Consider the following 23365-nt stretch of genomic DNA (forward strand, 5'->3'; position numbering starts at 1 on the left):
GTGCCATTTTACGGAACCGGCTTTTGCCGTCGGCAGGGAGCCGAGAAAAAGGTGGGAATGCGCTACTTCATTACAGGCACTGCCGGCTTTATCGGTTTTCATCTGGCCAGGCGCCTGTTGCAGGAAGGGCATGAGGTGACGGGTTTCGACGGCCTCACGCCTTATTACAACGTCAAGCTCAAAGAGATGCGTCACGCCGCACTCTCTCAGTTTCCGGCCTTCCGGCCTGTCATATCAATGCTTGAGGACCGGCCGGCGCTGGAGGGGGCAGTCTCCGCGGCCGCGCCTGACATCCTGATCCATCTCGCCGCGCAAGCCGGCGTCCGCTACAGCCTGGAAAATCCCGAAGCCTATATACATTCGAATGTCGAAGGCTCCTGGAATATCATGGAAATCGCCCGGCGGGTTGAAGTTCGCCACCTGATGCTGGCCTCGACATCATCGATCTATGGCGCCAACGCGACGGTCCCCTTCCGCGAGACCGATCGCGCCGACGAGCCGCTGACCATCTATGCGGCGACGAAGAAATCGATGGAATTGATGGCGCACAGCTATGCCCATCTCCACAAGATCCCGACGACGGCCTTCCGTTTCTTCACCGTCTATGGCCCATGGGGCCGGCCCGATATGGCGCTGTTCAAATTCGCCAAGAACATGCTCGAAGGCCAGCCAATCGAGATCTACGGCGAAGGCAATATGAGCCGCGACTTCACCTATATCGACGACCTCATCGAAGCGATCGTCAGGTTGTCGGCAATTGCCCCGAGCGAGGAAAATCGCCTCGGTGACGCTGGGATCGAAACACTTTCGCACCAGGCGCCCTTCCGCGTCGTCAATATCGGCGGCGGTCAGCCCGTCAGCCTGATGGATTTCGTCGAGACGGTGGAAAAAGCGCTCCGCCGCCCTGCCATCCGCAAGATGCTGGCAATGCAAAAGGGCGACGTGCCGCGCACCTTCGCTGCCCCCGATCTTCTCGTGGCACTGACGGGATACAAACCCGACACGACACTGGACGTCGGCGTCAAGGCCTTCGTCGACTGGTATATCGACGTACGTCGAGAACTGGATGCCTGAAGCGGGTTGCTTTAGCGGAGGAACGTGACCGCCTCCACAGCGCCGACCGCCGTCGAGAATACATATTCGATGGCAACGCTCAGGCTCCGCGAATAGGCCTTGAACTGATACCCCCTGGCCTCGACCACAGCTGGGCCGCGCAGAACGAGGGGAGCGCTCGGCCGCACGAAACCGGCGCGTGTCGTCAAGGGAATTTCAGGCGAACGGCCGATGGCGGAAGTGTAGATCAGGTCGCGGGCGAGGCTCGCAGGCCCGATGGCGAAGGCCGGACCGGCCCCCGCGGCAATGCTCAAGGTCAGGGCGATGGCGGCAAGAGTTTTCTGCATGTCGAAGTCCCCGTTTTCGGATCGGCGGGCTTTCGTTTCACCCGGCTCCAAGCGATCGACGCGTCTGTCCACGCTTCGGCCGCCTTCATGAGAACACTCTACAGGTCAGTATTTGCAGGGCTTTTAAGCAGATCGATCAAATTTTACGAAATTTGACTTTCTATACGGAAGGGCTCGAGACAGGCATGAAAACGCCTTGGCCGGCGGCTGGACGGCGGCATCGGCAAAACGTCCATGATTGGACGCTGATCGCAGTCTAGAGAATGCGATCCAGCTTCTTGTTGATATGCAGGTTCGGCATCAATCCCGCACTTTGGGCGGCATGATAGGATTCTCGCGCCGCATCGAACGAGATCGACCACATAATGGCGCTCAACAGCAGCGCGATAATATAGATCTGAATACGCATCGATCTGCCGATACGGAAAGAGCAAGGCAGTTTTGTGTCAGAAAATGAGCGTATAACGCGAAACAATATGCTTTCAGAGCCGCCGAGAATGGCACCTGGCATATTGGGGCCCGTGCGTGGAATTCATCCTGATCCAAGGCAGGGAAAGTCGCAGCTTGCGTCCTCACCCGAAAGTGGTTGCCGCGATATAATCAATCGATTGACTTATTTCACTAGCGACGCTATAAAAATGTCATGACCGGAGAACGCGACAAGCCAAACCCGCCAGCTTCAGCCCGCGCCGAGATCGCGCGCCAGAAGATGCTCACCGCCGCTCTCGACGTCTTCGGGCGCTACGGTTTCGATGGCGCCTCGACACGCCAGCTGACCGAAGCCGCCGGCGTCAACCTGCAGGCGATTCCCTATTATTTCGGCAGTAAGGAAGGCCTCTATATCGCCACCGCCGAATATCTGATGATGCAGATCGACGCTCATGTCAGCGGCATGCGGGCGCGCATTGGCGCGCATCTGATGGCGCTCGACGCAGCCGGCGAGCCGCTCGGGGAAGCCGACGCCCGACTCTTCCTGACCGAGGTTCTGCAGACCATGGTGACGCTCTTCGTCGCCAAGGAATCCGAACCCTGGGCCCGTTTCCTCATCCGCGAGCAGATGGAGCCGACCGAAGCTTTCAAGCGGGTTTATCAAGGCATCATGCGGCCGATGATCGAAATGGGCCGGCGTCTGGTCGGCGCCATTCTCGGCGAGGATCCGGCGTCCGAACATGTGCGCCTTCGCACTTTCAACCTCGTCGGCAGCATCCTCATCTTCCGCTTCGCCCATGCCTCCGTACTCGCCCAGATGGAATGGGACGCCTTCGGCCCGGAACAGGTGGAAATCCTCCGGGGCCTTGCTGCCGAACTGGCCGATGTCATCGGCCCGCCGAAAGGAGGCGCAGCATGAAACGCATCCTCCCCCTCGCGATCCTTCTCTTGGTTGCGGCAGGTGCCGCCGCCTGGTGGTACGGCCTGCCCGAGCGGTTCGGCTGGCTGCCCGAGGCGCGGCGCGAGTTCGTCCTTTACGGCAATGTCGATATCCGTCAGGTCTCGCTCGGCTTCCGCGTCAGCGGCCGCCTCTCCGAACTGCGCGTCGACGAGGGCGATGTCGTCAGGAGCGGCACGGTCCTGGCGAAGCTCGACGCCGCACCCTATGAATTCGCCGTTCGCTCCGGCGAGGCCAATGCCGCTGCCCTTCGCGCGACGCTCGACAAGCTGAAGGCCGGCCCGCGGCCGACCGAGATCGCCCAAGCGCGAGCTGCCTACGACGAAAGCCTCGCGGATCTGCAGAATGCCAACCTCGCCTATGACCGCGCCCGCCAGCTTCGCCCGCAGGGCACGATTTCCGAAGCGAACCTCGACCAGGCGACCGCCGCAAAGGCGATGGCCGCCGCCCGCTCGCAATCCGCCAGCGAGGCACTGAAGCTGCTGCAGGAAGGCTCACGCGTCGAGGATATCGCCGCCGCCGACGCCCAGCTGAAGGCCGCCGAGGCCACACTCGCCTCGGCCCGAACCTCGCTCGCAGACACCGAATTGCGTGCTCCGAACGACGGCGTCATCCTCTCGCGGGTGCGGGAAAATGGCGCGATCGTCTCGCCGGCCGATACCGTCTTCGTGCTTTCACTCACCGAACCTGTCTGGGTGCGCAGCTACGTCGCCGAGCCCGATCTCGGCCGCATCCACCCCGGGATGAAAGTATCCGTCGCCTCCGATACCCTGCCGGATAGACCCTATGAAGGCACCATCGGCTTCATCTCGCCGGTCGCCGAGTTCACGCCGAAGTCGGTGGAAACGCCTGAACTGAGGACCGATCTCGTCTATCGCCTGAGGATCGTCATCGACAAACCCGGCCCCGACCTGCGGCAGGGGATGCCGGTCACGGTGCGGCTGTCCGCGCCACCGGCAGGCGGACAATGACTGCCCCCGAACCCGGTCGAGACGCCAGGCCGCTCGTTCGGATCGACGGCGTCACCAAGCGCATTGGGGGTGCGCCTGCAGCCCTCGACGCCGTCTCCGGCGTCATCGGCGGCGGCGCGATCACCGGCCTCGTTGGCCCCGACGGCGCCGGCAAGACGACGCTGATCCGGCTGATGACCGGCCTGATGCTGCCCGATACCGGAACGATGGAGGTTCTGGGCTTCGACACCAGAAAGAACGCCGCCGGCATTCAGGCGGCGACCGGCTACATGCCGCAGCGCTTCGGTCTTTATGAGGATCTCTCGGTCCAGGAAAACCTCGATCTCTATGCCGATTTGCGCGGCCTGCCGAAGAGCGAACGCGCCGGCGCCTTCGACGAACTGTTGACCTTCACCGACCTCAAGCGTTTCACCGGCCGGCTCGCCGGAAAGCTCTCCGGCGGCATGAAACAGAAGCTCGGCCTTGCCTGCGCGCTTCTGAAAAAGCCGCGCCTGCTGCTGCTCGACGAACCGGGCGTCGGCGTCGATCCGATCTCGCGCCGCGACCTCTGGAAGATGGTTGAGAACCTGACGAAGGAAGGCATCGGCGTGGTCTGGTCGACCGCTTACCTTGACGAGGCTGAAGCCTGCGACCACGTACTGCTCTTGAACCAGGGAAAACTGCTCTTCTCGGGAAAACCGAACGAAATGACCGAGCGCGTCAAAGACCGCGTCTTCCGGGTCTCCGACGTCACGGGGCGCCGTCGACAGGTTCTCGCCGAACTCCTGCAGGCCGATGGGGTCATCGACGGCGTGATCCAGGGCGAGGCGATCCGCCTCGTCGCAGCCAGCGGCAAGACGCCCGATATCGGCAAGGCCGGTAACGGCGCATCGCTTTCCCCAGCCCCGGCCCGTTTCGAGGATGCCTTCGTCGATATGCTCGGCGGCGGCCCCGGCGGCCGCTCCCGGCTTGCCGAAGCGCAAGAGCCGCTGAAGGCCGAGGGCGACCGGCCGGTGATCGAGGCCAAGGGCCTGACCAAGCGCTTCGGCGATTTCACCGCCGCCGACGACATCAGCTTCGATATCCGCCGCGGCGAGATCTTCGGCCTGCTTGGGCCAAACGGCGCCGGCAAGTCCACCACCTTCAAGATGCTCTGCGGCCTGCTGAAACCGACCGGCGGCGAAGGCCGCGTTGCGGGTTTCGATCTTCGCCGCGACGCTGCGGAAGCGCGCAATCAGCTCGGCTATATGGCACAGAAATTCTCGCTCTACGGCGATCTTACCGTCATGCAGAACCTGGAATTCTTCGCCGGTGTCTATGGCCTTCGTCGGCAGCGCAGGCGCGAGCGCATCGCGCTAATGGCCGATATTTTCGATTTCGGCCGCCACGCCCGCGAACCCGCCAAGGATCTGCCGCTCGGGCTCAAGCAACGGCTGGCGCTTGCCTGCGCCGTCATGCACGAACCGCGCGCCCTCTTCCTCGATGAACCGACCTCCGGCGTCGATCCGATCACTCGCCGCGAGTTCTGGACGCATATCAACGGCTTGGTCGAAAAAGGCGTCACCGTGCTCGTCACCACCCATTTCATGGACGAGGCGGAATATTGCGACCGCATATCGCTGATCTACCGCGGCCGTTCGATCGCGCTCGGTTCTCCCGATGAGTTGAAGGCACGTGTCGCGACAAGGGATGCGCCGGACCCGACGATGGAGGACGCCTTCATCGCGCTGGTGCAGCAATCGGAAGCGGAGGATGCATCATGAGCATTTCCTCCGGCCGGCTCCGGCGTCTTGCAGCTCTGGTGCGCAAGGAAAGCTTCCAGGCGATCCGCGACCCGAGCAGCATCCTCATCGCCTTTGTACTGCCGCTGATCCTGCTCTTCCTCTTCGGCTACGGCGTCTCGCTCGATACAACGCGCACCCGCATTGGCCTCGTGACCGAAGAGATGACGCCGCTGACGCAGGACCTCGCGGCCAGCTTTCGGGCCTCGCGCTATTTCGACGTGGTGATCGGCCGTGACCGCCGCCTGTTCGAAGAAGATCTCGTGATCGGAAAGGTGCGCGGCATCGTCGTCATCCCGGCCGATTTCACCACCCGTTATACCGCCGGCAACCGCCCGGAGGTCCAGGTGATTGTCGACGGCTCCGATCCGAACACGGCGAATTTCGTCCAGAACTATGCGCAGGGCGCCGTTGCCAACTGGGAACAGCAGAGGCAGGCGGACGTCGCCTCCCACAGTCCCGCCATCGCAGTTGAGCAGCGCTTCTGGTTCAATCCGGAGCTGACCAGTCGCAACTTCCTCGTGCCGGGCTCGATAGCCATTGTCATGACGCTTGTCGGTACACTGCTGACCTCGCTCGTTGTCGCCCGCGAATGGGAGCGCGGCACGATGGAAGCAATGATGGCGACGCCGGCGACGGCCGTCGAACTGCTCGCCGGCAAGATCCTGCCCTATTTTCTGCTCGGTCTCACCTCGATGACGCTCTGCGTGCTGCTTGCGGTCTTTCTCTTCGGCGTGCCGTTCCGCGGTTCGGTCGCCGGGCTTTATGCCCTGTCGGCCGCCTTCCTGATCCCGGCGCTGGGGCAAGGCCTGTTGATCTCGACGGCAACCAAGAACCAGTTCCTCGCCTCGCAGCTGGCGCTGATCTCCGCCTTCCTGCCGGCCTTCCTGCTCTCGGGCTTCCTGTTCGAGATCAACTCTATGCCCAGGATCATCCAGTGGATCACCTTCATCGTGCCGGCCCGCTACCTGATCCCCAGCCTGCAGACAGTGTTTCTCGCCGGCGACATCTGGCCAATGTTCGGTCGAGCAATCTCGGTCATGCTGACGATCGGCGGCGTCATGTTCGTGCTGGCCGCACGCAGCACCAGAAAGAGGATTGGCTGAGATGGGGTGGACAAGGCTTTACGCCCTCATCGTCAAGGAGTTGCTCGCCGTGCTGCGCGACCCCAAGGGCCGCGCCATCCTGATCGGCCCACCGATCGTCCAGCTTCTCGTCTTTTCCTATGCGGCGACGCTCGAAGTGCGCAATGTCGACGTCATGATCCTCAACCGCGATAGCGGCCATTGGGGCCAGGAGCTGATCGAGCGCATCGATGGCTCGCCGACCTTCCGCAATATCGAGATCGCCGCCGAGCAGGCGGAGGTCCAGGTGGCGATCGACAATCAGACGGTCATCGCCGCGGTCGAAATCGGCCCGGATTTTTCCCGCAATATCGAAGCGGGAACGCCGAGCGACCTGCAGGTGGTGCTCGACGGCCGCCGCTCCAACGCCTCGCAGATCGTTGCGGGCTACCTTTCGCAGATCGGCGCGGCGCTTGCCGCCGATACCACGGCCGGCAAACGCGCCGGCGCCAGCATCGTCTCATCCGTGCCGCGCAACTGGTTCAACCCGAACCTCACCTATCAATGGTTCATGGTGCCGAACCTGATCGCCAGCATCGCGCTCCTCATCGGCCTGATCGTCACGGCGCTGTCGATCGCCCGCGAGCGCGAGCTCGGCACCTTCGATCAGCTGATGGTCTCACCGTTGCGCCTGCACGAGATCCTGATCGGCAAGCTCATCCCGCCGATGTTGATCGGCCTCTTCCACATCACCGTCTATATCCTCGCCGCCGTCTTTCTCTTCGAGGTGCCGCTGCGCGGCTCGCTCTTCCTGCTTTACGGCAGCGCGATCTTCTATCTCGGCTCGGTCGCCGGCCTCGGCCTCTTCATCTCGGCGCTGTCGATGACGCAGCAGCAGGCGATCCTCGGCGCCTTCCTGTTCATGGTCCCGGCCATGCTGCTCTCGGGCTTCGCGACCCCCATCGAAAACATGCCGGGCTGGCTGCAGCCGATAACCTACGTCAATCCGCTGCGCTATTTCCTGGTGATCGTCAAAGGCGTTTTCCTCAAGGATATCCCGTTGAGCGAGGTGGTGAACCAGACCATCCCGCTGGCGCTGATCGCCACGGTGACGCTCAGCGCCGCCGCCTGGCTATTCCGCCGGCGCCTGGAATAATCCAATCCGGTGGATGCCTCAGCCGCCTCACAGAATATGAACCGGCCTTCCAAAGCGTGACTCTTTGCTGCGGGAACCTCGATTTGGCGTCGTCGTTACCCAAACGCAACCCCAGCAAAGGAGAAGCAAAATGTACAAGATCCTACTTGTCTCCGGCGCCCTTGCGCTGTCGTCGCTTGCTACCAACGCTCTGGCTGACGGAGCCGTGACCGGCGCTGCCGGCGGCGCCATCACCGGCGCGATCGTCGGTGGCCCCGTAGGCGCTGCCGTGGGCGGCATAGCCGGCGGCGTTGCCGGTGCCGTGGTCGATCCGCCGCCGCGTGAGGTCGTCACCTACGTTCAGCAGCAGCCGGCCCCGACCTCCCGCGTGGTCGTCGAGCAGCCGATCGTCGTCGGCAAGCCGCTTCCGGCCGATGTCGTCGTCACTCCGGTGCCCGACAACCCGAAATATGCTTATACGGTCATCAATGACCGCCGCGTGATCGTCGAACCCCGCACCCATCGCGTCGTGCAGGTCATCGAATAATCAAACCGCCGAGGCCGCATGCTGCGGCCCGGCCACCTCCGGCCCCGCCTCGGCGGGGCCTTTTTCGTGCGCATGCACCAGCGGCTGGCCAGCTGGTTGACCGACCGTTTGGTTTCGTTATTTCGAGGCGCTGATCAGACCTTCAGTTCGCGCCGCTCGCGCTCCGTCTCCATGGCGAGGTCGAGCACCTTCTGCAGATTGGCGGCGTGGCGGAAGTTAGGGTCGGGCTGGATGCCGCTTGCCACCGCCTCGGCGAAGCGCTGGTAGTTGGTCGGCACCGGCGCCACCTCGATGTCCTTCCAGGTGGCGGTCTCGGCATCGTCTCCAAGGCAGCCGCGCAGTTCCGATCCGGCCGGCCGGTGGATGACCTCGAGGCTGCCCTTTTCGCCGTAGATGCGCAGTTTCAGCTCATTCAGGTGGCCCGTCGCCCAGCGGCTGGCATGGATCACGCCGAGCGCGCCGTTGGCGAAATCGACCGACATGGTGAAACTGTCATTGGCGTCGAGCATATATTCGCCAATCTGGCCGCCCGGCGCCTTGTTGAAGGTCTTCAGCCGCGCAAAGACATGGTCGATGTCGGTGGCGGCGCCATAGGCGGCGAAATCAAGGATGTGGATGCCGACATCGCCGAGCACGCCGTTCGAGCCGTGGCCGGTGGAAAGCCGCCACAGCCAGGTCGATTCGGTGCGCCAGTCGCCCCAGGCGCGCGATACGAGCCAGCTCTGGAGATAGGACGCCTCCACATGTTTGATCGTGCCGAGTTCGCCTGATAGCACCATCTCGCGGGCGCGCTGCAGCGGCGCGACGTTGCGATAGGTAAGGTTCACCATGTTGATGACGCCGGCCTTCTCGGCCGCTTCCGTCATCTCCAGCGCCTTCGGATAGTTTTCCGCAAGCGGCTTCTCGCAGAGCACATGTTTGCCGGCCGCAATCAGCGCCATGGTTGTCGGGTGATGGATGCGATCGGGTGTGATGTTCGTCGCCGCCTCGAACTCGCCCCAGGCGATCGCCTCATCCAAGGAATGGAACCGCTTTTCGATATTGAACTTGTCGGCAAAGGCGGAAAGCCGGTCGGGGTCGGTGTCGACAGCGCCAACCACCGTCACCCCGTCGATTTTGCTGAAGTGGGTGAGCTGGTTTTTCGCCATCACGCCCGTGCCAAGAACGAGTAGTCGCATGAATGCTCCTCAGCGGTAACCGGCTTCGCCGGCCTGGTGCAGTTTCGGGCCGCGTTCGACGATCGGCTCCAATGCCTTTTCCACGGGCACATTTGGAGCGTCGGTAATGCCAGTCAACGCGCCTTCAGGGTTGTAGGCCCACTTGACGCCGTTGATCAGCACCTTCTGCACCGTGGCGTCGTGATAGGTCGGATAGGTCTCGTGGCCCGGGCGGAAATAGAAGATGTTGCCGGCGCCGCGGCGCCAGGTCAGGCCCGAGCGGAACACTTCCCCGCCCTGGAACCAGGAGATGAACACCGTTTCAAGCGGCTCCGGCACCGAGAATTGCTCGCCATACATTTCCTCGTTCTCGAGCTCGAAATGCTCGCCGATGCCGGCGGCGATCGGATGGCGCGGGTTGATCGTCCACAGCCGCTCGCGCTCGCTCGCCTCGCGCCATTTCAGCGCGCAGGGGGTACCCATCAGCCGCTTGAAGATCTTGGAGAAATGGCCGGAATGCAGCACGAGAAGGCCCATGCCCTCCCAGACGCGCCTGGCGACACGTTCGACGACGACGTCTGAGACCGCACCGTGATCCTTGTGGCCCCACCAGGTCAAGACATCGGTTTCGGCAAGCCGGGCCTCGCTCAGCCCGTGTTCCGGCTCCTGCAGCGTCGCCGTGGTCGCCGAGATGCCGGCATCGGTATTCAGCGCATTGGCGATCGTCGTATGCATGCCTTCAGGGTAGATGCCCCGGACGATCGCATTGGTATTCTCGTGGATGTTTTCACCCCAGACGACGGTGCGTATGGTCATGATGTGCTCCTCTGGAAGCCGGAAGTATCGACAGGCGGGAAATTCAAAGCGCTTTGGAAAAAGGCGCTTGGGTGCGCCTCGATCTCCTCCACGTCCGAGCAACACATATCGCTTTGTCAGGGGTTTGACAAAGGGGAAAATTTCTTCCGTGAGACTCCAGAGGACTTTCTGAAATATAGCAATGAAATCAATGAGAAACGGATTTAGAGAACAGATTGACGACGATGACGCCCGATATGATCAGCCCGAGGCCGACAATGGCCGGCAGGTCGAGGCGCTGCTTGAAGAAGATCAGGCCAACCGAAGAAATCAGCACGATTCCCAAAGCGCTCCAAATTGCATAGGCGATGCCGACGGGAATGCTCTTCAGCGTCAAGGATAGGCAATAGAAGGCCGCGGCATAACAGGCGACGACAAGCGCCGTCGGCCCGATGCGCGTAAACTGTTGCGACAATTGCAGCGCCGTAGTGCCGATGACTTCGAGCACGATGGCTGCAAAGAGCAGCCCGTAGATGGCGGCCTGGCTCATGACGAATTCCTTTTCGCATTACTTTCCCGTGAGCTCGACAAGACGGCTGATGAGATTCAGCCTCAAAGCACTGCTGATGTCATGGCTCTCCAACGTATCGGCGAACCACAGCCCGTCAGCGGCGAAGCGCACGATCTGTGCATCGAGCGAGGAGTCGGTGCCGACATATTCCTCGGCCCGCGCCTGAACCCATTGGCGCCAGCGAAGGCGCAGCCGGGGTTCGGCGAGAAGCGCGATCGTCACCTGCGTCCAACTCCTGGAATCGTCGGGACGATCCTTGAGACCGGACACCGCATTGAGATAGGCGCGGGTGAAGCGGCCCTGCGGCACGGGATCGCCGCGCATCAGTTCCTCGATATCGGCATCGAACCTTTCGAGCAGGCTCTCGAACAGCGCGTCGAGCAGCGCATTCTTTGTCGGGAAGTGATGCAGCAAGCCGCCCTTGCTGACGCTGGAGGCAGCGGAAACCGCATCGAGCGTCACGGCCGCCATGCCTTCGCTGGCAGCAAGACGCGCGGCGACCTCCAGCAACTGCTGGCGCACGATAGCGGGTTGCTTCTTGCGATGATGAGCGTTTGACATGCGAAATAAAGATACCGTCCGGACGGTTTTGTCAAGAAGAATCGGCGTAAGCCCATGCCCCACAGGCACTATGCGCGAAATGCCGCGGCACCTTGATGACAGTTGCGATCGTTTTCCATCGGGTGCATGAAGAGCCGGGGATGAGAATATACCGGGGATGGTTCCGTGACGGAGAAGGTCACCACTCTATATGAAGCGATCGGCGGCGATCCCACCGTGCGGGCGCTGACGCATCGCTTCTACGCGCTGATGGATACGCTGCCGCAGGCAAGCAACGTGCGCGCCGCGCACCCGCCGAGCCTCGAAGGCAGCGAAGAAAAATTCTACGAATACATGAGCGGCTATCTTGGCGGCCCGTCGCTCTATACCGACAAGCGCGGCCATCCGCGCCTGCGCAGCCGCCATTTCGTTGCCGAGATCGGGCCGGTGGAGCGCGACGAATGGCTGCTCTGCTTCCGCCGCGCGCTCGACGAGACGATATCAAGCCAGGCACTGCGCGATCTCATCTGGGCGCCGGTCGAACGCCTCGCCCATCACATGCAAAACAAGGAAGAGTCATGAGCCTCAACGCGCGCCTGGAGCCGGCGCTCTATCTCTTTGCCGGCCTGTTCGGCGCAGCCGGCGTGGCGCTCGCCGCCCTTGCCGCCCATGGCGGGGGCGAGGCAAACCTTGCGGCTTCTGCATCCGCCATGTGCCTTGCGCACGCCCCGGCCCTGCTGGCGTTGGCGCTCGGCATCGCCAGGCTCAAAACCGCCGGGCTGGCCGGTTTTCTGATGATCGTGGGAACACTGTTCTTTGCCGGCGATCTCGTCTCGCTCCGCTTCTCCGGCGCTGGCCTCTTCCCCTATGCCGCGCCGACCGGTGGATGGGCGATGATGCTCGGCTGGCTGGCCGTGGCGGCGGGTGCTGTGTTTCGGGTCAGAGCGTAGAGTCACCCCTTCTCCCCAGCGGGGAGAAGAGGGAGGAGGCGGCACCGGCATTCCGTAAGGGCCAAGCCTTAAATCCCGTCGACCACATTAAAACCCTCAAAAACCGGCGGCCCCTTGTACATCGTCTTGCGGTCCCCGGCATTGCGGTGCGCCGCGCGAAAGTTCTCAGACTTCGTCCAGTTCTGAAAATCGTCTTCGCTCTTCCAGACCGTGTGCGAGGAATAGAGCGTGTAGCCCTCTTCTTCGTTGGCCTTGCCGCGCAGCAGGCGGAATTCGACGAAACCGGGGACCTCGGCGAGGCTGGAATCCCGATTGCGCCAGACCGTCTCGAAATCGCCCTCGGTCCCGGTTACGACCTTGAAGCGGTTCATTGCGATATACATGAAATCTCCTTACGCCTTCTTGGCCGCCTTCGCAGCAGGCGAGGGAAAGGCGAGAACATTATTGCCGTTTGCCGCAGCCGCGCCAAGCGGTCTCGTGGCCGCCTCCCCAGGCATGCGCGCCTCCCAGGTAGGGAACAGTGTCACATTCTGATGGAGCTGCTGGCGTGCGGTGTGCTGCTGGAACAGTTCGTGGAGTTCGGGCACGAGGCCGTCGCCGCTCTGCGCGGCGAGCTTGTGCAGGCCGATCATGGTGAAGCCGTCGGGGCGCTGGTCGTTCATCGGGAAGTGTCTCGTTCGTTCATCGTCTGCAGCGCACGTTCCAGGCTGGACTTGCTGCCGTTTCGAAGCGGGATGAAGGCCTTGCTGAACTTCTTGCAGCCGGTCTTCACGCGCAGGCAGGCATCGTGGCTGATACAGTCGATAGGGCAGAACACGCAGTCGACGGAGGGAAGCAGCGTGTCGATGCGGGAGACCGCCTCGCGCAGGCCGCCATCGTGATGAATGAGCTCGGCGCCGAAATTGCTGGCGATCTGGCGCAGATGCGCCACCTGGCAGTCACGCCCGCCGACATAAAGAAAACTGCGGCCACCCAGTTTGGATCGTCCGTTGGATGCCTGTCCGGCCTCCTCGCCCGCGGTCTCGCGGACCTCCCGGTTCGATCCCTTCTTGCCCTTGCGAGCCATATGCCACCCGTTCGCTGGTTGATCGTCACACGATTCCTGCGTGTGCGGACGGACCTTATTAAACTTGATTTTTGGAGTAAAGTATAAAGTTGATTGTATTTATCATATTTATCGCGGAGTGACCTCAACCGGAAAGGTGTATGTGCGCTGGGATGCCGTCAGGTCATCGGGCATAGCCGGAAGATTGCAGGAAGCTACCCTGGCAAGTGCGGCACGATCCACATCTGGCAAGCTTGACCCGCGGACGATGCCCGACGCTGTGATATCGCCGCCGCGGCTGACGGTGATGCGAACAGTTAAGCTGGCGCGAGCCCTCCGATACCGCGCCTCCATCCGATCGACGCAACGGAACAATCGTGCAACGAGCTTGCCCTTATAGTTGGCTTCCGACGCGGCGCCGGCTCCATTCCCACCGCCCGATGTCCGTGAATTGTTATCGGAATTGGCGTCTGCCTGCCCATCTGCCACACCTCTGCGCGCTTCTTGTTTGGCATCGCCCTCCGAGCCCTGCGCTTTCTTCGGCGGCTGTTTTCTTTCCACCGGCTTCTTTTCCACTGGCTTTTCAAGCTTGGGTCTCGGCGCTGGCGTAACGATTTCTGCCGGCTGTTCCGGCTCGGGAGAGATGGCGGCCGTCTCGACAGGCTTGATCTCTTCCTGCTCGGGCTGCACCGCGGCCGCCACAGGTGGCTCGACAGACATCACCGGAGTGTCCACCGGTTGTTCAGGCACCACCGTTGACATCGGCTGTACGACTGAAGTTTCCGCAGGGGTTTCCGATACAAGAACTTCCGGCTCCGCAGCCGTCACCGTCTCCGCTGACTGACGTGTAATCTCCTGCGCCGGTTGAACAGCTTCGACAGGCTCCGCATCGGTCGGCTGGACGGCCTCCGGCTGCACCTCTGCTGTCTCTACCGGTTTGATCTCATCGGGTTCGACAGCTTCTGGAACGATTTCTTGCTGGATCGTGACATCGGTCTCGCCGGCTGCGCTTTGATCCGCATCAGAACTGCCGAGCATAATGACGCTGATCGCTTCGCCTGCTTCCACCAGTGTCTCGTCAGAAGGCTTGGGCATAACGACAAGCAGCGCCACGGCCAGCGCGACATGAAAGAAGAACGAACCGACACACGTCAGCGCCACCCGCCGCCGCACCGGCTTCTGATCGTCTTCCTGCTTCTCCACCGCCGCATCCATCGGCGGCGCGGAAACGTGAGCGACCGGTTCGGCTTCCGGATGGCCGGGAAAGGAAGAGATATGTGCTAAATGCGTATAGTGGATCACCGTTTCGCTGGCCGGCTGCCGCTGCGCGTTTCGCAGTTCGGGAAGCTCGTGGCCGGGGTGCATGCCGGGCGTGTTGTCGTTCAGGCTGGTGTCGGCACTCTCCTCCCCGATGAGCACGTGTTCCGATCCGGATTTCGCTGAAATCGCCATTCTTTACGCCTCGGACAGCCGGAAACATGTCCGCCGGGGTTCATCCCCGGCGTCTTCTCATCCTTCGAAAGGAACGGAGATCTGCGAGCGGGTGACGAGACCCTTCATGCATTCGCCGGCGACCGGCCCGTCGCAGACCGGCGTGTCGTTGATGAGGATGCGGGTCACGCTCTCGCATTTGACATTCGGCATGTCGAACTGGCGCACGCGCTTCTTGCCCTGCGGCAGATCGCGGAAGTCGAGAACGGTGATGCGGTCGACGGCATTCTTGTCATTGAAGAAGGCGAGCTCGAAGGAAACCTTGTTGATGGCGGAGGACAGCTTGTTGAGCGCCACGAAGGTCATCATGCAGCCCTTCTGCGAAGGCGCCAGCGCGTTCAGTTCGACATCGAGAGAGGTTGCGGGCGCCGCCTCCTGCGCCTGGACCACGGTTGCAACCACCAAGCCGGCCATTACGGCCGCAACCCCACCCGTCATAATCTTCTCCGCATTGTCGCGAGCCGTCAGCGGACGGCTTCGTATCAGCAATCTCAAAAACTTGACTGCTTTAGTCTCCTATTGCGTCTTTAAAAAAGTATGAGTAAGCAAGTCAAGTTAATTGTAAACACAACCGGAGGCCTTCAGATCCCGGTACCACGGAATTGCCTGCCGAAATGATGGTTGAAAAGCCAGACACCTTTAAGCATGTGCCACTGCCCTTAGAGTCTGCGGCGCAGCACCGGATCGTCGAAAGCGCGGATCTTGCCTGCGGCAGCTTGCCGCCGTTGACGGCGTGCTGCCGCAGGCAAGCACCATTTCCTTTCCCTTCACCCTGCGCGAGATCGTCCGCATGGGCCTCACCTTGGGCCTGAACCTGCGCCCCGACAAATCAGATCAGACGGCCGCCGCCGCTCTCGCTTCCGTCGGCCATGTCGGCTTCGAAGGCCGCTTTTACCAAGAGCTTTCGGGCGGCGAACAGCAGCGCGTGCAGCTTGCCCGCGTGCTCTGCCAGATTTCCGGACCGTCGTCGACGGCAAGCCCTGCTGGCTGCTGCTCGACGAGCCGGTCTCCGGTCTGGATATCAGCCACCAGCTGACCATCGTGACGCTCGCCGGCAATTTCTGCGAACGCGGCGGCGTCATCGCAGTCATGCACGACCTCAACCTGACAGCGCTCGTTGCCGACCGGATCGTGCTGATGAAATCCGGCCGGCTCGCCGCCGCCGGCTGACTGCACGCCTTTCGTGCTTGCCCACAGCGCCCGCTCCTGTCCCTGAGCCTGCGCGGGCGGAACTTTTGCCCTGTCAAAACGTTGTCGGCAATGATCTGGGTCAATGCCGGGCGACATCATTCATGCAACGGACGGTGGTGACCCTCGTGCGAAACAGGCGGGCTCGCGCGCGCCCCAGCCAATGGAGACAGCCATGAGCTATTCTATTTTCCAGTCCGGCCGCAGCCGCCGCAACGGCACCTTCCACCATCTCGAATCCGGTATCGAAGAACAGATCGAGGCATTGCGCGACGAGCTCGCCGAATTGACGCGCCTCGTCGGCAAGAACTCGCGCCACCAGAGCGAGAAGATTCGCAGCCAGGCCAACGCTGGCTATGAGGAACTGCTCAGCCGCAGCGAGGATCTGCTGCGCGAACTGCAGCACGGCTATGAGCGCGGAGCCACCGAAATGCGCGAGACGGTGCGCAAACATCCGCTGGCAACTATCGGCGCCGCTGCCGCTTTCGGCTTGGCCATCGCCTTCCTCGCCCGTCGCTGAGGAAGCACGATGCTCTCGATCCTCAGCCTGCTGATGGGCGCAAGCGTGCATCGGACCGTCGCGCGCGTCAAACGCAACAGCATCTTCATCGCGCTTGCCGCGCTCTTCCTCCTCACGGCCTATGCGCTGGCGGTGGCCGCCGGCGCCATTTGGCTCGCCGGCATCTACGGTCCGCTCGCCGCCGTCTTCTTCCTGGCCGTCGGCGCGATGCTGATCGCAATCATCGTGCTGGTGGTGATGTCTATCATCAACGCCCGCGAGGCTCGCCGCGCCCGCGATCGCCGTGCGGCGCTGGAATCTCTGGCGACGGTGGGACTGGGCCTCGTCCGCGCCCAACCGCTGCTCACTGCCGGCGTCCTGGCCGCCATCGTCGCGGCCAATCTTATGGGTTCGAAGCGGGAGGATTAGGGAAGGGCCACAAAGCTTGGCGTGCGATTATCGATAGCGGCACCACGCTAACCTCCTTCATTCCTGTCCTCGGGCTTTGACCCGAAGGCAGGAATGAAGGTGGAGAGTTGGTGCCTCGCACAAGCAACCGTTACGCGGATGCGCCGTTTCCCGGCCCCACCGAGGCAAAAGCCGGTGCCCCGAAGAGCAGATCGGCTCCACATGCAACACCTCTCAGAACGCAAAAGCCTTCGAGGTCAGCGGCGCCGAAGTGGCGTCGGGGCCGAAATCGGCCTCGCCTGAAATCTGCAGCAGTTCCTGCAGGCGCTGCCGCGCGCGGTTGACGCGGCTTTTGATAGTGCCGACGGCGCAGCCGCAGATCTCGGCGGCCTCTTCGTACGAAAATCCCGAGGCGCCGACGAGGATGATCGCCTCGCGCTGGTCCGGCGGCAGCTGATCGAGCGCCTTCTTGAAATCCTGCAGATCGAGTGCGCCATACTGGGAGGGATGCATTGCCATCGATTCCGTGAACAGCCCGTCGCTGTCCTGCACCTCGCGGCCGCTCTTGCGCATCTGGCTGTAGAGTTCGTTGCGCAGGATCGTGAAGAGCCAGGCCTTCATATTGGTGCCCATCTCGAAATGGTCCTGCTTGGCCCAGGCCTTCATGATGGTATCCTGGACGAGATCGTCGGCGCGATCGTGCCGTCCGATCAGCGAAATGGCGAAAGCGCGAAGGCTAGGGAGGGCCGCCAGCAATTCCCGCTTGAAGCTGGGTTGCAGTTTCTCTTCCATGCGACGATCCTATTCGGCCATCTTGGCAGAAGCCATCATTTCAGCATGGTCGAGCTTTTCGAGAAGGTCGAGAAAACGATCGGGGATCGCCTCTTCCTGTGCCGCGGCATAGAGCGACCGCAGCTTGACGCCGATCTGGTTGTTCGGGTCCAGAATATCGCTTGCCCGCAGCTCCAGCTTCCGCTGATCCGCCGCCTCTTTATTGCGTGTAGTCATCAACTCGTCTTCTCACCGTTATCTGTTCCAGAGGCGTGCAATCAAGAAATCAACCACCGACACCGACCGTTCCACTATCGATATCGCTGACATTTGCCGCGGCATGGATCAAATGCTACGCCCTTTCTTCGTCGGGTGGGATAATGCGGCGCGACAAAAAAAGTTCCTGCCGTTCCGGAACTTTTTTACCAAGGAAGCGTTAACCGCCCATTGAACCTACGACCGGCCTGCATACGGGAGCCCTTGATGACACTTTCTACTCGAATTGCGCCGCACCTTCCTTATCTGCGTCGCTATTCCCGCGCCCTTACCGGCACTCAGACTTCAGGTGACGCTTACGTCGCCGCCGTTCTCGAAGCCATTATAGCCGACCTGTCGATCTTTCCGGATACCCCAAATGACCGGGTCGCGCTTTACAAACTGTTCACGCAACTGTTTGGTTCCACTGCGGTCCAGATTCCAGAGCCGACCTCCCCTTATGCATGGGAACAGCGCGCCACGCTCAACCTGTCCAAGGTTTCGCCGGGCGCTCGTCAGGCCTTCCTGCTCGCTTCAGTGGAGAATTTCCGCGTTGCAGAAATCGCGGAAATCCTCGAACTCGATGAACAGGATGTCATGCAGTTGCTCGACAAGGCCTCGCAGGAAATCTCCCGTCAGGTCGCAACCGACATCATGATCATCGAGGATGAACCGCTGATCGCCATGGATATAGAGCAAATGGTCGAAAGCCTCGGCCATCGCGTCACCGGCATTGCCCGCACGCATGCCGAAGCCGTAGCGCTCTACAACAAGACGAAGCCGAGCATGGTGCTCGCCGACATCCAGCTTGCCGACGGCAGTTCCGGCATCGACGCGGTCAACGACATCCTCAAGACGTCGAGCGTGCCGGTGATCTTCATCACCGCGTTCCCGGAACGGCTTCTGACGGGTGAGCGCCCCGAACCCACTTTCCTCGTGACCAAACCGTTCAACCCCGACATGGTCAAGGCCCTGATCAGCCAAGCGCTTTTCTTCAATGAATCGACCAAGGTAGCCGCCTGAGACGCAATTTTCCGGTTCTCGGAACCAAACCGCCGAGACAGGCGTTCCGGTACTACCGGGGTGCCCCGATGACTTTAACGGTTTTTGCAGCGCTTTATTCTAGAGTTGGCAGGCGGTTTCTGGCGGGGCGTTCCGTTCAGCAACGCTCCGAGATGTCACAAGGAAAGGCGGCCGAGTGAATACGACTGAACCATTGTCGGGCACGCCTTTCACCTTCGAAGGCAAAGCCGCAATGATGGAGCGGGCGCTCGGCAGCGCCGGGATTTCGATCCTCTGCCAGGACGCCCGGCTTTCAATCTTCTACGCCGAAAATCTGCCGCCGCATTTCGCAGCGCTTTTGATGCCCGGCGGCAGTGATGCCGCCCTTTTCGGCGATGTCCATGGGCAATATCTGACGGCGCTGAAACGCAAGGTGCTGGAGACCGGCATTCCCAACAATGCCGAGGTCGAAATCGATGTCGACGGCGAAATGCGTACCTATGAATTGAAGATCCAACGCACTGGCGACCGCAGCACGCTTGGACTTCTGTCCGTGATGACGGAGGTCACTGACAGCCGGCATCGCGAAAAAGTGCTGAAATCGCTGCTGCGTGAGCTATCGCACCGTTCGAAGAACCTTCTCGCCATCATTCAGGGCATTGCGACCCAAACAGCGCGCAACACGCTCTCGCTAGACAGCTTCCTCCTCAAGTTCCGCGGCAGGCTGCAATCGCTTTCCAATTCCCAGGACCTCGTCACGGATTCAAGCTGGCGGGGCGCCTATCTCTTCGAGCTCGCTGAAAAACAGTTCGCTCCCTACTGGCCGGAGACATCAGGCTCCATGCCGATCTACGGCATCAATGCCCATCTGACGCCGAATGCCGCCGTGCATCTCGGCCTCGCCCTCCACGAGCTCATTGTCAACTCCGCTTCCTACGGGGCAATATCAGGCGGCGCCGCCTCAATCACGTTGAACTGCCGCGAGGCGATGATCAACGACAGGAAGGCAATCGAGATCGCCTGGGCCGAAGTGCTGCAGGATCAGTCGGAGGTCCATGAATTCAGCGACAACAGCTTCGGCCGCACCGTGCTGGAGCGTGTCGTGCCCTCGTCTGTCAACGGCAAAGCGGAATTGAGCCTTGTGCCCGGCCGCATCGAATATCGGCTGACCATTCCGGAAACCGAATTCGAGATCTTCAAGCGTGTGTGATAGCCGGAAACGACAGGCCTGTCAGCAACAGAAAAACAGCCGGTGCGAGGGCGGCGCACCGGCTGTCTTCACTCACCGGGAGGGGACCGTGAGTACGTCCGGATAGTGGGTTGGGGGCGCGCATGTTGGGTCGATGCGATCACCATCCGGATATCGCAATAACGGCGAAGCCAGGATTTGGTTCCCTCGCATTAGAAAAAAATCGTCCTTTTTTAATCTTTTTTCTGATGCTCTTCCCTCGCCGCATCTTCAGATAAATCATCGGTCAAAACTGAAGAAATTAAACGTTAAAAAACAGCGATTTACCGGCACCCTCTCCAGGAGGATCCGTCAAAATTTTACCGTTTGATAAATTTTTAAACCTGAGTTACGCTTTCCCTCACAGGCCGTTTACCAATAATGAGGGAACTTCAATGGAACGACTGGAAACCGGGATTCATGCTGGCCGGCTTTCGCCCGCCGAGTATGACGCTAATTTTTCCGATCTGCATCCGCGCCTCGACAATCATGAGGCGCTGGTCGCCGCCGACCGCTGTTATTTCTGTTATGACGCGCCGTGTATGACGGCCTGTCCCACCTCGATCGACATTCCGCTCTTCATTCGCCAGATTTCGACCGGCAATGCGCTCGGCTCGGCAAAGACGATCTTCGACCAGAACATCCTCGGCGGCATGTGCGCCCGCGTCTGTCCCACCGAAGAGTTGTGCGAGCAGGCCTGCGTGCGCAATACGGCCGAGGAACGGCCCGTCGAAATCGGCCGCCTGCAGCGTTATGCGACCGATGCCGCCATGCAGGCCGGCAAACAGTTTTATATCAGGGCAGAGGCGAGCGGCAAAAGGATTGCCGTCGTCGGCGCCGGCCCGGCAGGCCTTGCCGCCGCACATCGCCTGGCCGTGAAGGGTCATTCCGTCACGATTTACGACGGCAGGGAAAAATCCGGCGGCCTCAACGAATACGGCATCGCCACCTATAAAACAGTAGACGATTTCGCCCAGCGGGAAGTCGATTACATCATGTCGATCGGCGGCATCGAGGTTAAGCAAGGCGCCCTCCTCGGCCGCGATTTTTCGCTTTCCGATCTGCAGGCGCAATATGACGCCGTCTTCCTCGGCATCGGCCTTGCCGGCGTCAACGCCCTGCGCATTGAGGGCGAAAACCTAGCCGGCGTCGACGACGCCGTCGATTTCATCGCCGCCCTTCGCCAGGCTGACGACAAGAGCGACATTGCCATCGGCCGCCGGGTCGTCGTGCTCGGCGGCGGGATGACGGCGATCGACGCTGCCGTGCAGGCAAAGCTGCTCGGCGCCGAGGAAGTGACGATCTGTTATCGCCGTGGCAAGGAGCACATGAACGCCTCGGAATACGAGCAGGATCTGGCCAGTTCCAAGGGCGTCATCATCCGCCACTGGCTGGCGCCGAAATCGATCCTGTCGCAGGACGGCAAAGTTGCCGCGATCGAAGTGGAATATACCAAAATCCTCGAAGGCCGCCTCGTCGGCACCGGCGAGACCGGTGTGATTGCCGCCGACCAGATCTTCAAGGCGATCGGCCAGACCTTTGATGCCGCGGGCCTCGGTTCGCTGCGCATGGAGTCCGGCCGCATTGCCGTCGACGCCGAAGGCCGCACCTCGCTCGACGGCGTCTGGGCCGGCGGCGACTGCGTCTTTGGCGGCGAGGATCTCACGGTTTCCGCCGTCGCCCACGGCCGCGACGCGGCTGAATCCATCCATCGCGCCCTCTCCGCAACAGCCGTTCCGGCTGTCGCGGTTGCTTGAAGGGGAGAATGAACAATGGCTGATCTCCGCAACAATTTCGTCGGCATCAAATCCCCGAACCCGTTCTGGCTGGCCTCCGCGCCGCCGACCGACAAGGCCTATAACGTCGAGCGCGCCTTCAAGGCCGGTTGGGGCGGCGTGGTCTGGAAGACGCTCGGCGAGGAAGGCCCGCCCGTCGTCAACGTCAACGGCCCCCGCTATGGCGCGATCTTTGGCGCCGACCGCCGCCTGCTGGGACTCAACAATATCGAGCTCATCACCGACCGCGACCTCTACACCAACCTGCGTGAGATGAAGCAGGTGAAGATGAACTGGCCGGATCGGGCGCTGATCGCCTCGATCATGGTGCCCTGCGAGGAACAGGCCTGGAAGGCGATCCTGCCGCTGGTCGAAGAGACCGGTGCCGACGGTATCGAACTCAATTTCGGCTGTCCGCACGGCATGTCGGAGCGCGGCATGGGCTCGGCCGTCGGCCAGGTGCCGGAATATATCGAGATGGTCGTGCGCTGGTGCAAGCAGTACACCCGCATGCCCGTCATCACCAAACTGACGCCCAATATCACCGATATCCGCCGTCCCGCCCGCGCCGCCAAGGCCGGCGGCACCGACGCCGTTTCGCTGATCAATACGATCAACTCGATTGTGTCAGTCGATCTCGACAACTTCGCCCCCAACCCGACGGTCGGTGGCAAGGGCAGCCATGGCGGTTATTGCGGCCCGGCGGTCAAGCCGATCGCCCTCAACATGGTGGCCGAGATCGCCCGTGATCCGGAAACCTATGGCCTGCCCATCTCCGGCATCGGCGGCATCACTACCTGGCGGGACGCAGCCGAATTCCTCGTTCTCGGCGCCGGCAACGTCCAGGTCTGCACCGCGGCGATGACCTATGGCTTCAAGATCGTGCAGGAGATGATAACGGGTCTCTCCGACTGGATGGACGAAAAGGGCCATCGTAGCCTCGACGACATTACCGGCCGCGCCGTGCCCAACGTCACCGATTGGCAATATCTGAACCTCAACTATGTCGCCAAGGCGAAGATCGACCAGGACGCCTGCATCAAATGCGGCCGCTGCCATATCGCCTGCGAGGACACCTCGCACCAGGCAATTACCAATGTCGTCAACGGTCTGCGTCATTTCGAGGTGATCGAAGAGGAATGCGTCGGGTGCAATCTCTGCGTCAACGTCTGCCCGGTCGAGAACTGCATCACCATGGAACCGCTTGCTGCCGGTACCCTCGACAAGCGCACCGGCCGCGTCGTCGATCCGAACTACGCCAATTGGACGACCCACCCGAATAATCCGATGGCCCGCCAAGCGGCGGAGTGACTGCTTCGCGACGCCGCGGACAAGTTCGGTCCGCGGCGTTGCGCTGTATTGCAAATGCGGATTTCGGGCCTGATGGGCGGCCCCGAAAGGTGGCGGAAAGCAATTCTGGGAACAT

At 61.6% G+C, this 23365-nt stretch carries 28 protein-coding genes and 2 pseudogenes; 17 read left to right on the forward strand and 13 right to left on the reverse strand.

Annotation, left to right across the window (positions count from 1 at the left end):
- The first annotated feature begins 57 nt into the window (after window positions 1-57).
- Window positions 58-1074, forward strand: coding sequence for an NAD-dependent epimerase/dehydratase family protein (locus NL154_RS15610; RefSeq protein WP_434732934.1), 1017 nt, complete (start codon window positions 58-60; stop codon window positions 1072-1074).
- A gap of 11 nt (window positions 1075-1085) precedes the next feature.
- Here NL154_RS15610 and NL154_RS15615 read toward each other — a convergent pair whose 3' ends face one another.
- The gene (locus tag NL154_RS15615; RefSeq protein WP_221146891.1) at window positions 1086-1472 is read right to left on the reverse strand and encodes a hypothetical protein; all 387 of its coding nucleotides are present in this window, start codon (window positions 1470-1472) and stop codon (window positions 1086-1088) included.
- Window positions 1473-1656: 184 nt separating this feature from the next.
- A complete protein-coding gene (locus tag NL154_RS15620; RefSeq protein WP_009988813.1) occupies window positions 1657-1809 on the reverse strand; it encodes a hypothetical protein in 153 nt (50 codons plus the stop codon).
- 234 nt (window positions 1810-2043) lie between these two features.
- On the opposite strand from NL154_RS15620, the gene NL154_RS15625 reads away from it, so the two are divergent.
- The 6 genes from NL154_RS15625 to NL154_RS15650 all read left to right on the forward strand — a co-directional run bounded on the left by NL154_RS15625 (window position 2044) and on the right by NL154_RS15650 (window position 8264).
- The gene (locus NL154_RS15625; RefSeq protein ID WP_434732935.1) at window positions 2044-2748 is read left to right on the forward strand and encodes a CerR family C-terminal domain-containing protein; all 705 of its coding nucleotides are present in this window, start codon (window positions 2044-2046) and stop codon (window positions 2746-2748) included.
- Window positions 2745-3758, forward strand: a complete 1014-nt coding sequence (hlyD, locus tag NL154_RS15630; protein ID WP_221164978.1) for a secretion protein HlyD — start codon at window positions 2745-2747, stop codon at window positions 3756-3758. Before NL154_RS15625 ends, hlyD begins: the two co-directional genes overlap by 4 nt.
- Window positions 3755-5500, forward strand: a complete 1746-nt coding sequence (locus NL154_RS15635; RefSeq protein WP_434732936.1) for an ATP-binding cassette domain-containing protein — start codon at window positions 3755-3757, stop codon at window positions 5498-5500. Before hlyD ends, NL154_RS15635 begins: the two co-directional genes overlap by 4 nt.
- The gene (locus NL154_RS15640) at window positions 5497-6624 is read left to right on the forward strand and encodes an ABC transporter permease (RefSeq protein WP_210630189.1); all 1128 of its coding nucleotides are present in this window, start codon (window positions 5497-5499) and stop codon (window positions 6622-6624) included. Before NL154_RS15635 ends, NL154_RS15640 begins: the two co-directional genes overlap by 4 nt.
- A gap of 1 nt (window position 6625) precedes the next feature.
- On the forward strand, window positions 6626-7738 hold the full coding sequence (locus NL154_RS15645; protein WP_221123074.1) for an ABC transporter permease: 1113 nt from the start codon (window positions 6626-6628) through the stop codon (window positions 7736-7738).
- A 130-nt stretch (window positions 7739-7868) separates the two neighbouring features.
- On the forward strand, window positions 7869-8264 hold the full coding sequence (locus NL154_RS15650; protein ID WP_210630185.1) for a DUF1236 domain-containing protein: 396 nt from the start codon (window positions 7869-7871) through the stop codon (window positions 8262-8264).
- 134 nt (window positions 8265-8398) lie between these two features.
- On the opposite strand, the gene NL154_RS15655 is transcribed toward NL154_RS15650, so the two are convergent.
- The 4 genes from NL154_RS15655 to NL154_RS15670 form a co-directional block, all read right to left on the reverse strand.
- On the reverse strand, window positions 8399-9442 hold the full coding sequence (locus NL154_RS15655; RefSeq protein WP_210630184.1) for a Gfo/Idh/MocA family protein: 1044 nt from the start codon (window positions 9440-9442) through the stop codon (window positions 8399-8401).
- A 9-nt stretch (window positions 9443-9451) separates the two neighbouring features.
- Window positions 9452-10237 (reverse strand): ThuA domain-containing protein, encoded by a 786-nt coding sequence (locus NL154_RS15660; RefSeq protein ID WP_434732937.1) that lies wholly within the window; start codon window positions 10235-10237, stop codon window positions 9452-9454.
- Window positions 10238-10424: 187 nt separating this feature from the next.
- The gene (locus NL154_RS15665) at window positions 10425-10766 is read right to left on the reverse strand and encodes a DMT family transporter (RefSeq protein ID WP_064804454.1); all 342 of its coding nucleotides are present in this window, start codon (window positions 10764-10766) and stop codon (window positions 10425-10427) included.
- Between the two features lie 18 nt (window positions 10767-10784).
- Window positions 10785-11348, reverse strand: a complete 564-nt coding sequence (locus NL154_RS15670; RefSeq protein WP_210630181.1) for a TetR/AcrR family transcriptional regulator — start codon at window positions 11346-11348, stop codon at window positions 10785-10787.
- Window positions 11349-11513: 165 nt separating this feature from the next.
- On the opposite strand from NL154_RS15670, the gene NL154_RS15675 reads away from it, so the two are divergent.
- Together NL154_RS15675 and NL154_RS15680 are read left to right on the forward strand one after the other, a co-directional pair.
- On the forward strand, window positions 11514-11909 hold the full coding sequence (locus tag NL154_RS15675) for a group II truncated hemoglobin (RefSeq protein WP_434732938.1): 396 nt from the start codon (window positions 11514-11516) through the stop codon (window positions 11907-11909).
- Window positions 11906-12277, forward strand: coding sequence for a DUF423 domain-containing protein (locus NL154_RS15680; RefSeq protein ID WP_221123482.1), 372 nt, complete (start codon window positions 11906-11908; stop codon window positions 12275-12277). The genes NL154_RS15675 and NL154_RS15680 overlap by 4 nt, the downstream gene beginning before the upstream one ends.
- 68 nt (window positions 12278-12345) lie before the next feature.
- Here the strand turns inward: NL154_RS15680 and NL154_RS15685 are convergent, their stop codons facing one another.
- From NL154_RS15685 to NL154_RS15705, 5 genes are all read right to left on the reverse strand, one after another.
- Complete coding sequence (locus tag NL154_RS15685; protein WP_210630176.1) at window positions 12346-12660, reverse strand: antibiotic biosynthesis monooxygenase family protein; 315 nt, start codon at window positions 12658-12660, stop codon at window positions 12346-12348.
- Between the two features lie 9 nt (window positions 12661-12669).
- Complete coding sequence (locus tag NL154_RS15690; protein WP_221123484.1) at window positions 12670-12939, reverse strand: hypothetical protein; 270 nt, start codon at window positions 12937-12939, stop codon at window positions 12670-12672.
- On the reverse strand, window positions 12936-13343 hold the full coding sequence (locus tag NL154_RS15695; RefSeq protein WP_210630173.1) for a DUF2325 domain-containing protein: 408 nt from the start codon (window positions 13341-13343) through the stop codon (window positions 12936-12938). The genes NL154_RS15690 and NL154_RS15695 overlap by 4 nt, the downstream gene beginning before the upstream one ends.
- 108 nt (window positions 13344-13451) lie before the next feature.
- Entirely contained in the window at window positions 13452-14774 is a 1323-nt protein-coding gene (locus tag NL154_RS15700) for a TonB family protein (protein WP_434732939.1), read from the reverse strand.
- A 57-nt stretch (window positions 14775-14831) separates the two neighbouring features.
- Window positions 14832-15251, reverse strand: coding sequence for a hypothetical protein (locus NL154_RS15705; RefSeq protein ID WP_221144723.1), 420 nt, complete (start codon window positions 15249-15251; stop codon window positions 14832-14834).
- Window positions 15252-15427: 176 nt separating this feature from the next.
- Between NL154_RS15705 and NL154_RS15710 the strand changes: the two are divergent.
- From NL154_RS15710 to NL154_RS15725, 4 genes and pseudogenes are all read left to right on the forward strand, one after another.
- Window positions 15428-15526: pseudogene (locus NL154_RS15710) on the forward strand (hemin uptake protein HemP); the annotation flags it as partial.
- Window positions 15526-15980 (forward strand): annotated as a pseudogene (locus tag NL154_RS15715) (ATP-binding cassette domain-containing protein); the annotation flags it as partial. The pseudogenes NL154_RS15710 and NL154_RS15715, both read left to right, overlap by 1 nt.
- Before the next feature lie 196 nt (window positions 15981-16176).
- On the forward strand, window positions 16177-16521 hold the full coding sequence (locus NL154_RS15720) for a DUF883 family protein (RefSeq protein WP_210630167.1): 345 nt from the start codon (window positions 16177-16179) through the stop codon (window positions 16519-16521).
- Window positions 16522-16530: 9 nt separating this feature from the next.
- Entirely contained in the window at window positions 16531-16929 is a 399-nt protein-coding gene (locus NL154_RS15725; RefSeq protein WP_221123487.1) for a hypothetical protein, read from the forward strand.
- A 213-nt stretch (window positions 16930-17142) separates the two neighbouring features.
- Here the strand turns inward: NL154_RS15725 and NL154_RS15730 are convergent, their stop codons facing one another.
- Both NL154_RS15730 and NL154_RS15735 read right to left on the reverse strand, forming a co-directional pair.
- A complete protein-coding gene (locus NL154_RS15730) occupies window positions 17143-17700 on the reverse strand; it encodes an RNA polymerase sigma factor (RefSeq protein ID WP_011426507.1) in 558 nt (185 codons plus the stop codon).
- 9 nt (window positions 17701-17709) lie between these two features.
- Window positions 17710-17916, reverse strand: a complete 207-nt coding sequence (locus NL154_RS15735; protein WP_011426508.1) for a NepR family anti-sigma factor — start codon at window positions 17914-17916, stop codon at window positions 17710-17712.
- A 246-nt stretch (window positions 17917-18162) separates the two neighbouring features.
- Between NL154_RS15735 and NL154_RS15740 the strand changes: the two genes are divergently transcribed.
- The 4 genes from NL154_RS15740 to preA all read left to right on the forward strand — a co-directional run bounded on the left by NL154_RS15740 (window position 18163) and on the right by preA (window position 23250).
- Window positions 18163-18957: a response regulator gene (locus tag NL154_RS15740; protein WP_210630163.1), complete on the forward strand. Its 795-nt coding sequence runs from the start codon at window positions 18163-18165 to the stop codon at window positions 18955-18957.
- 193 nt (window positions 18958-19150) lie between these two features.
- Window positions 19151-20146 carry a sensor histidine kinase gene (locus tag NL154_RS15745; RefSeq protein ID WP_434734102.1) on the forward strand — a complete coding sequence of 332 codons (996 nt, stop codon included), beginning with the start codon at window positions 19151-19153 and terminating at the stop codon, window positions 20144-20146.
- A 413-nt stretch (window positions 20147-20559) separates the two neighbouring features.
- Complete coding sequence (locus tag NL154_RS15750) at window positions 20560-21921, forward strand: NAD(P)-dependent oxidoreductase (RefSeq protein ID WP_210630162.1); 1362 nt, start codon at window positions 20560-20562, stop codon at window positions 21919-21921.
- A 15-nt stretch (window positions 21922-21936) separates the two neighbouring features.
- Window positions 21937-23250: an NAD-dependent dihydropyrimidine dehydrogenase subunit PreA gene (gene preA / locus NL154_RS15755; protein WP_210630160.1), complete on the forward strand. Its 1314-nt coding sequence runs from the start codon at window positions 21937-21939 to the stop codon at window positions 23248-23250.
- Window positions 23251-23365: the final 115 nt, after the last annotated feature.

The sequence above is a fragment of the Rhizobium sp. YTUHZ044 genome (genome assembly GCF_051123975.1).
In the GTDB taxonomy this organism is placed as follows: domain Bacteria; phylum Pseudomonadota; class Alphaproteobacteria; order Rhizobiales; family Rhizobiaceae; genus Rhizobium.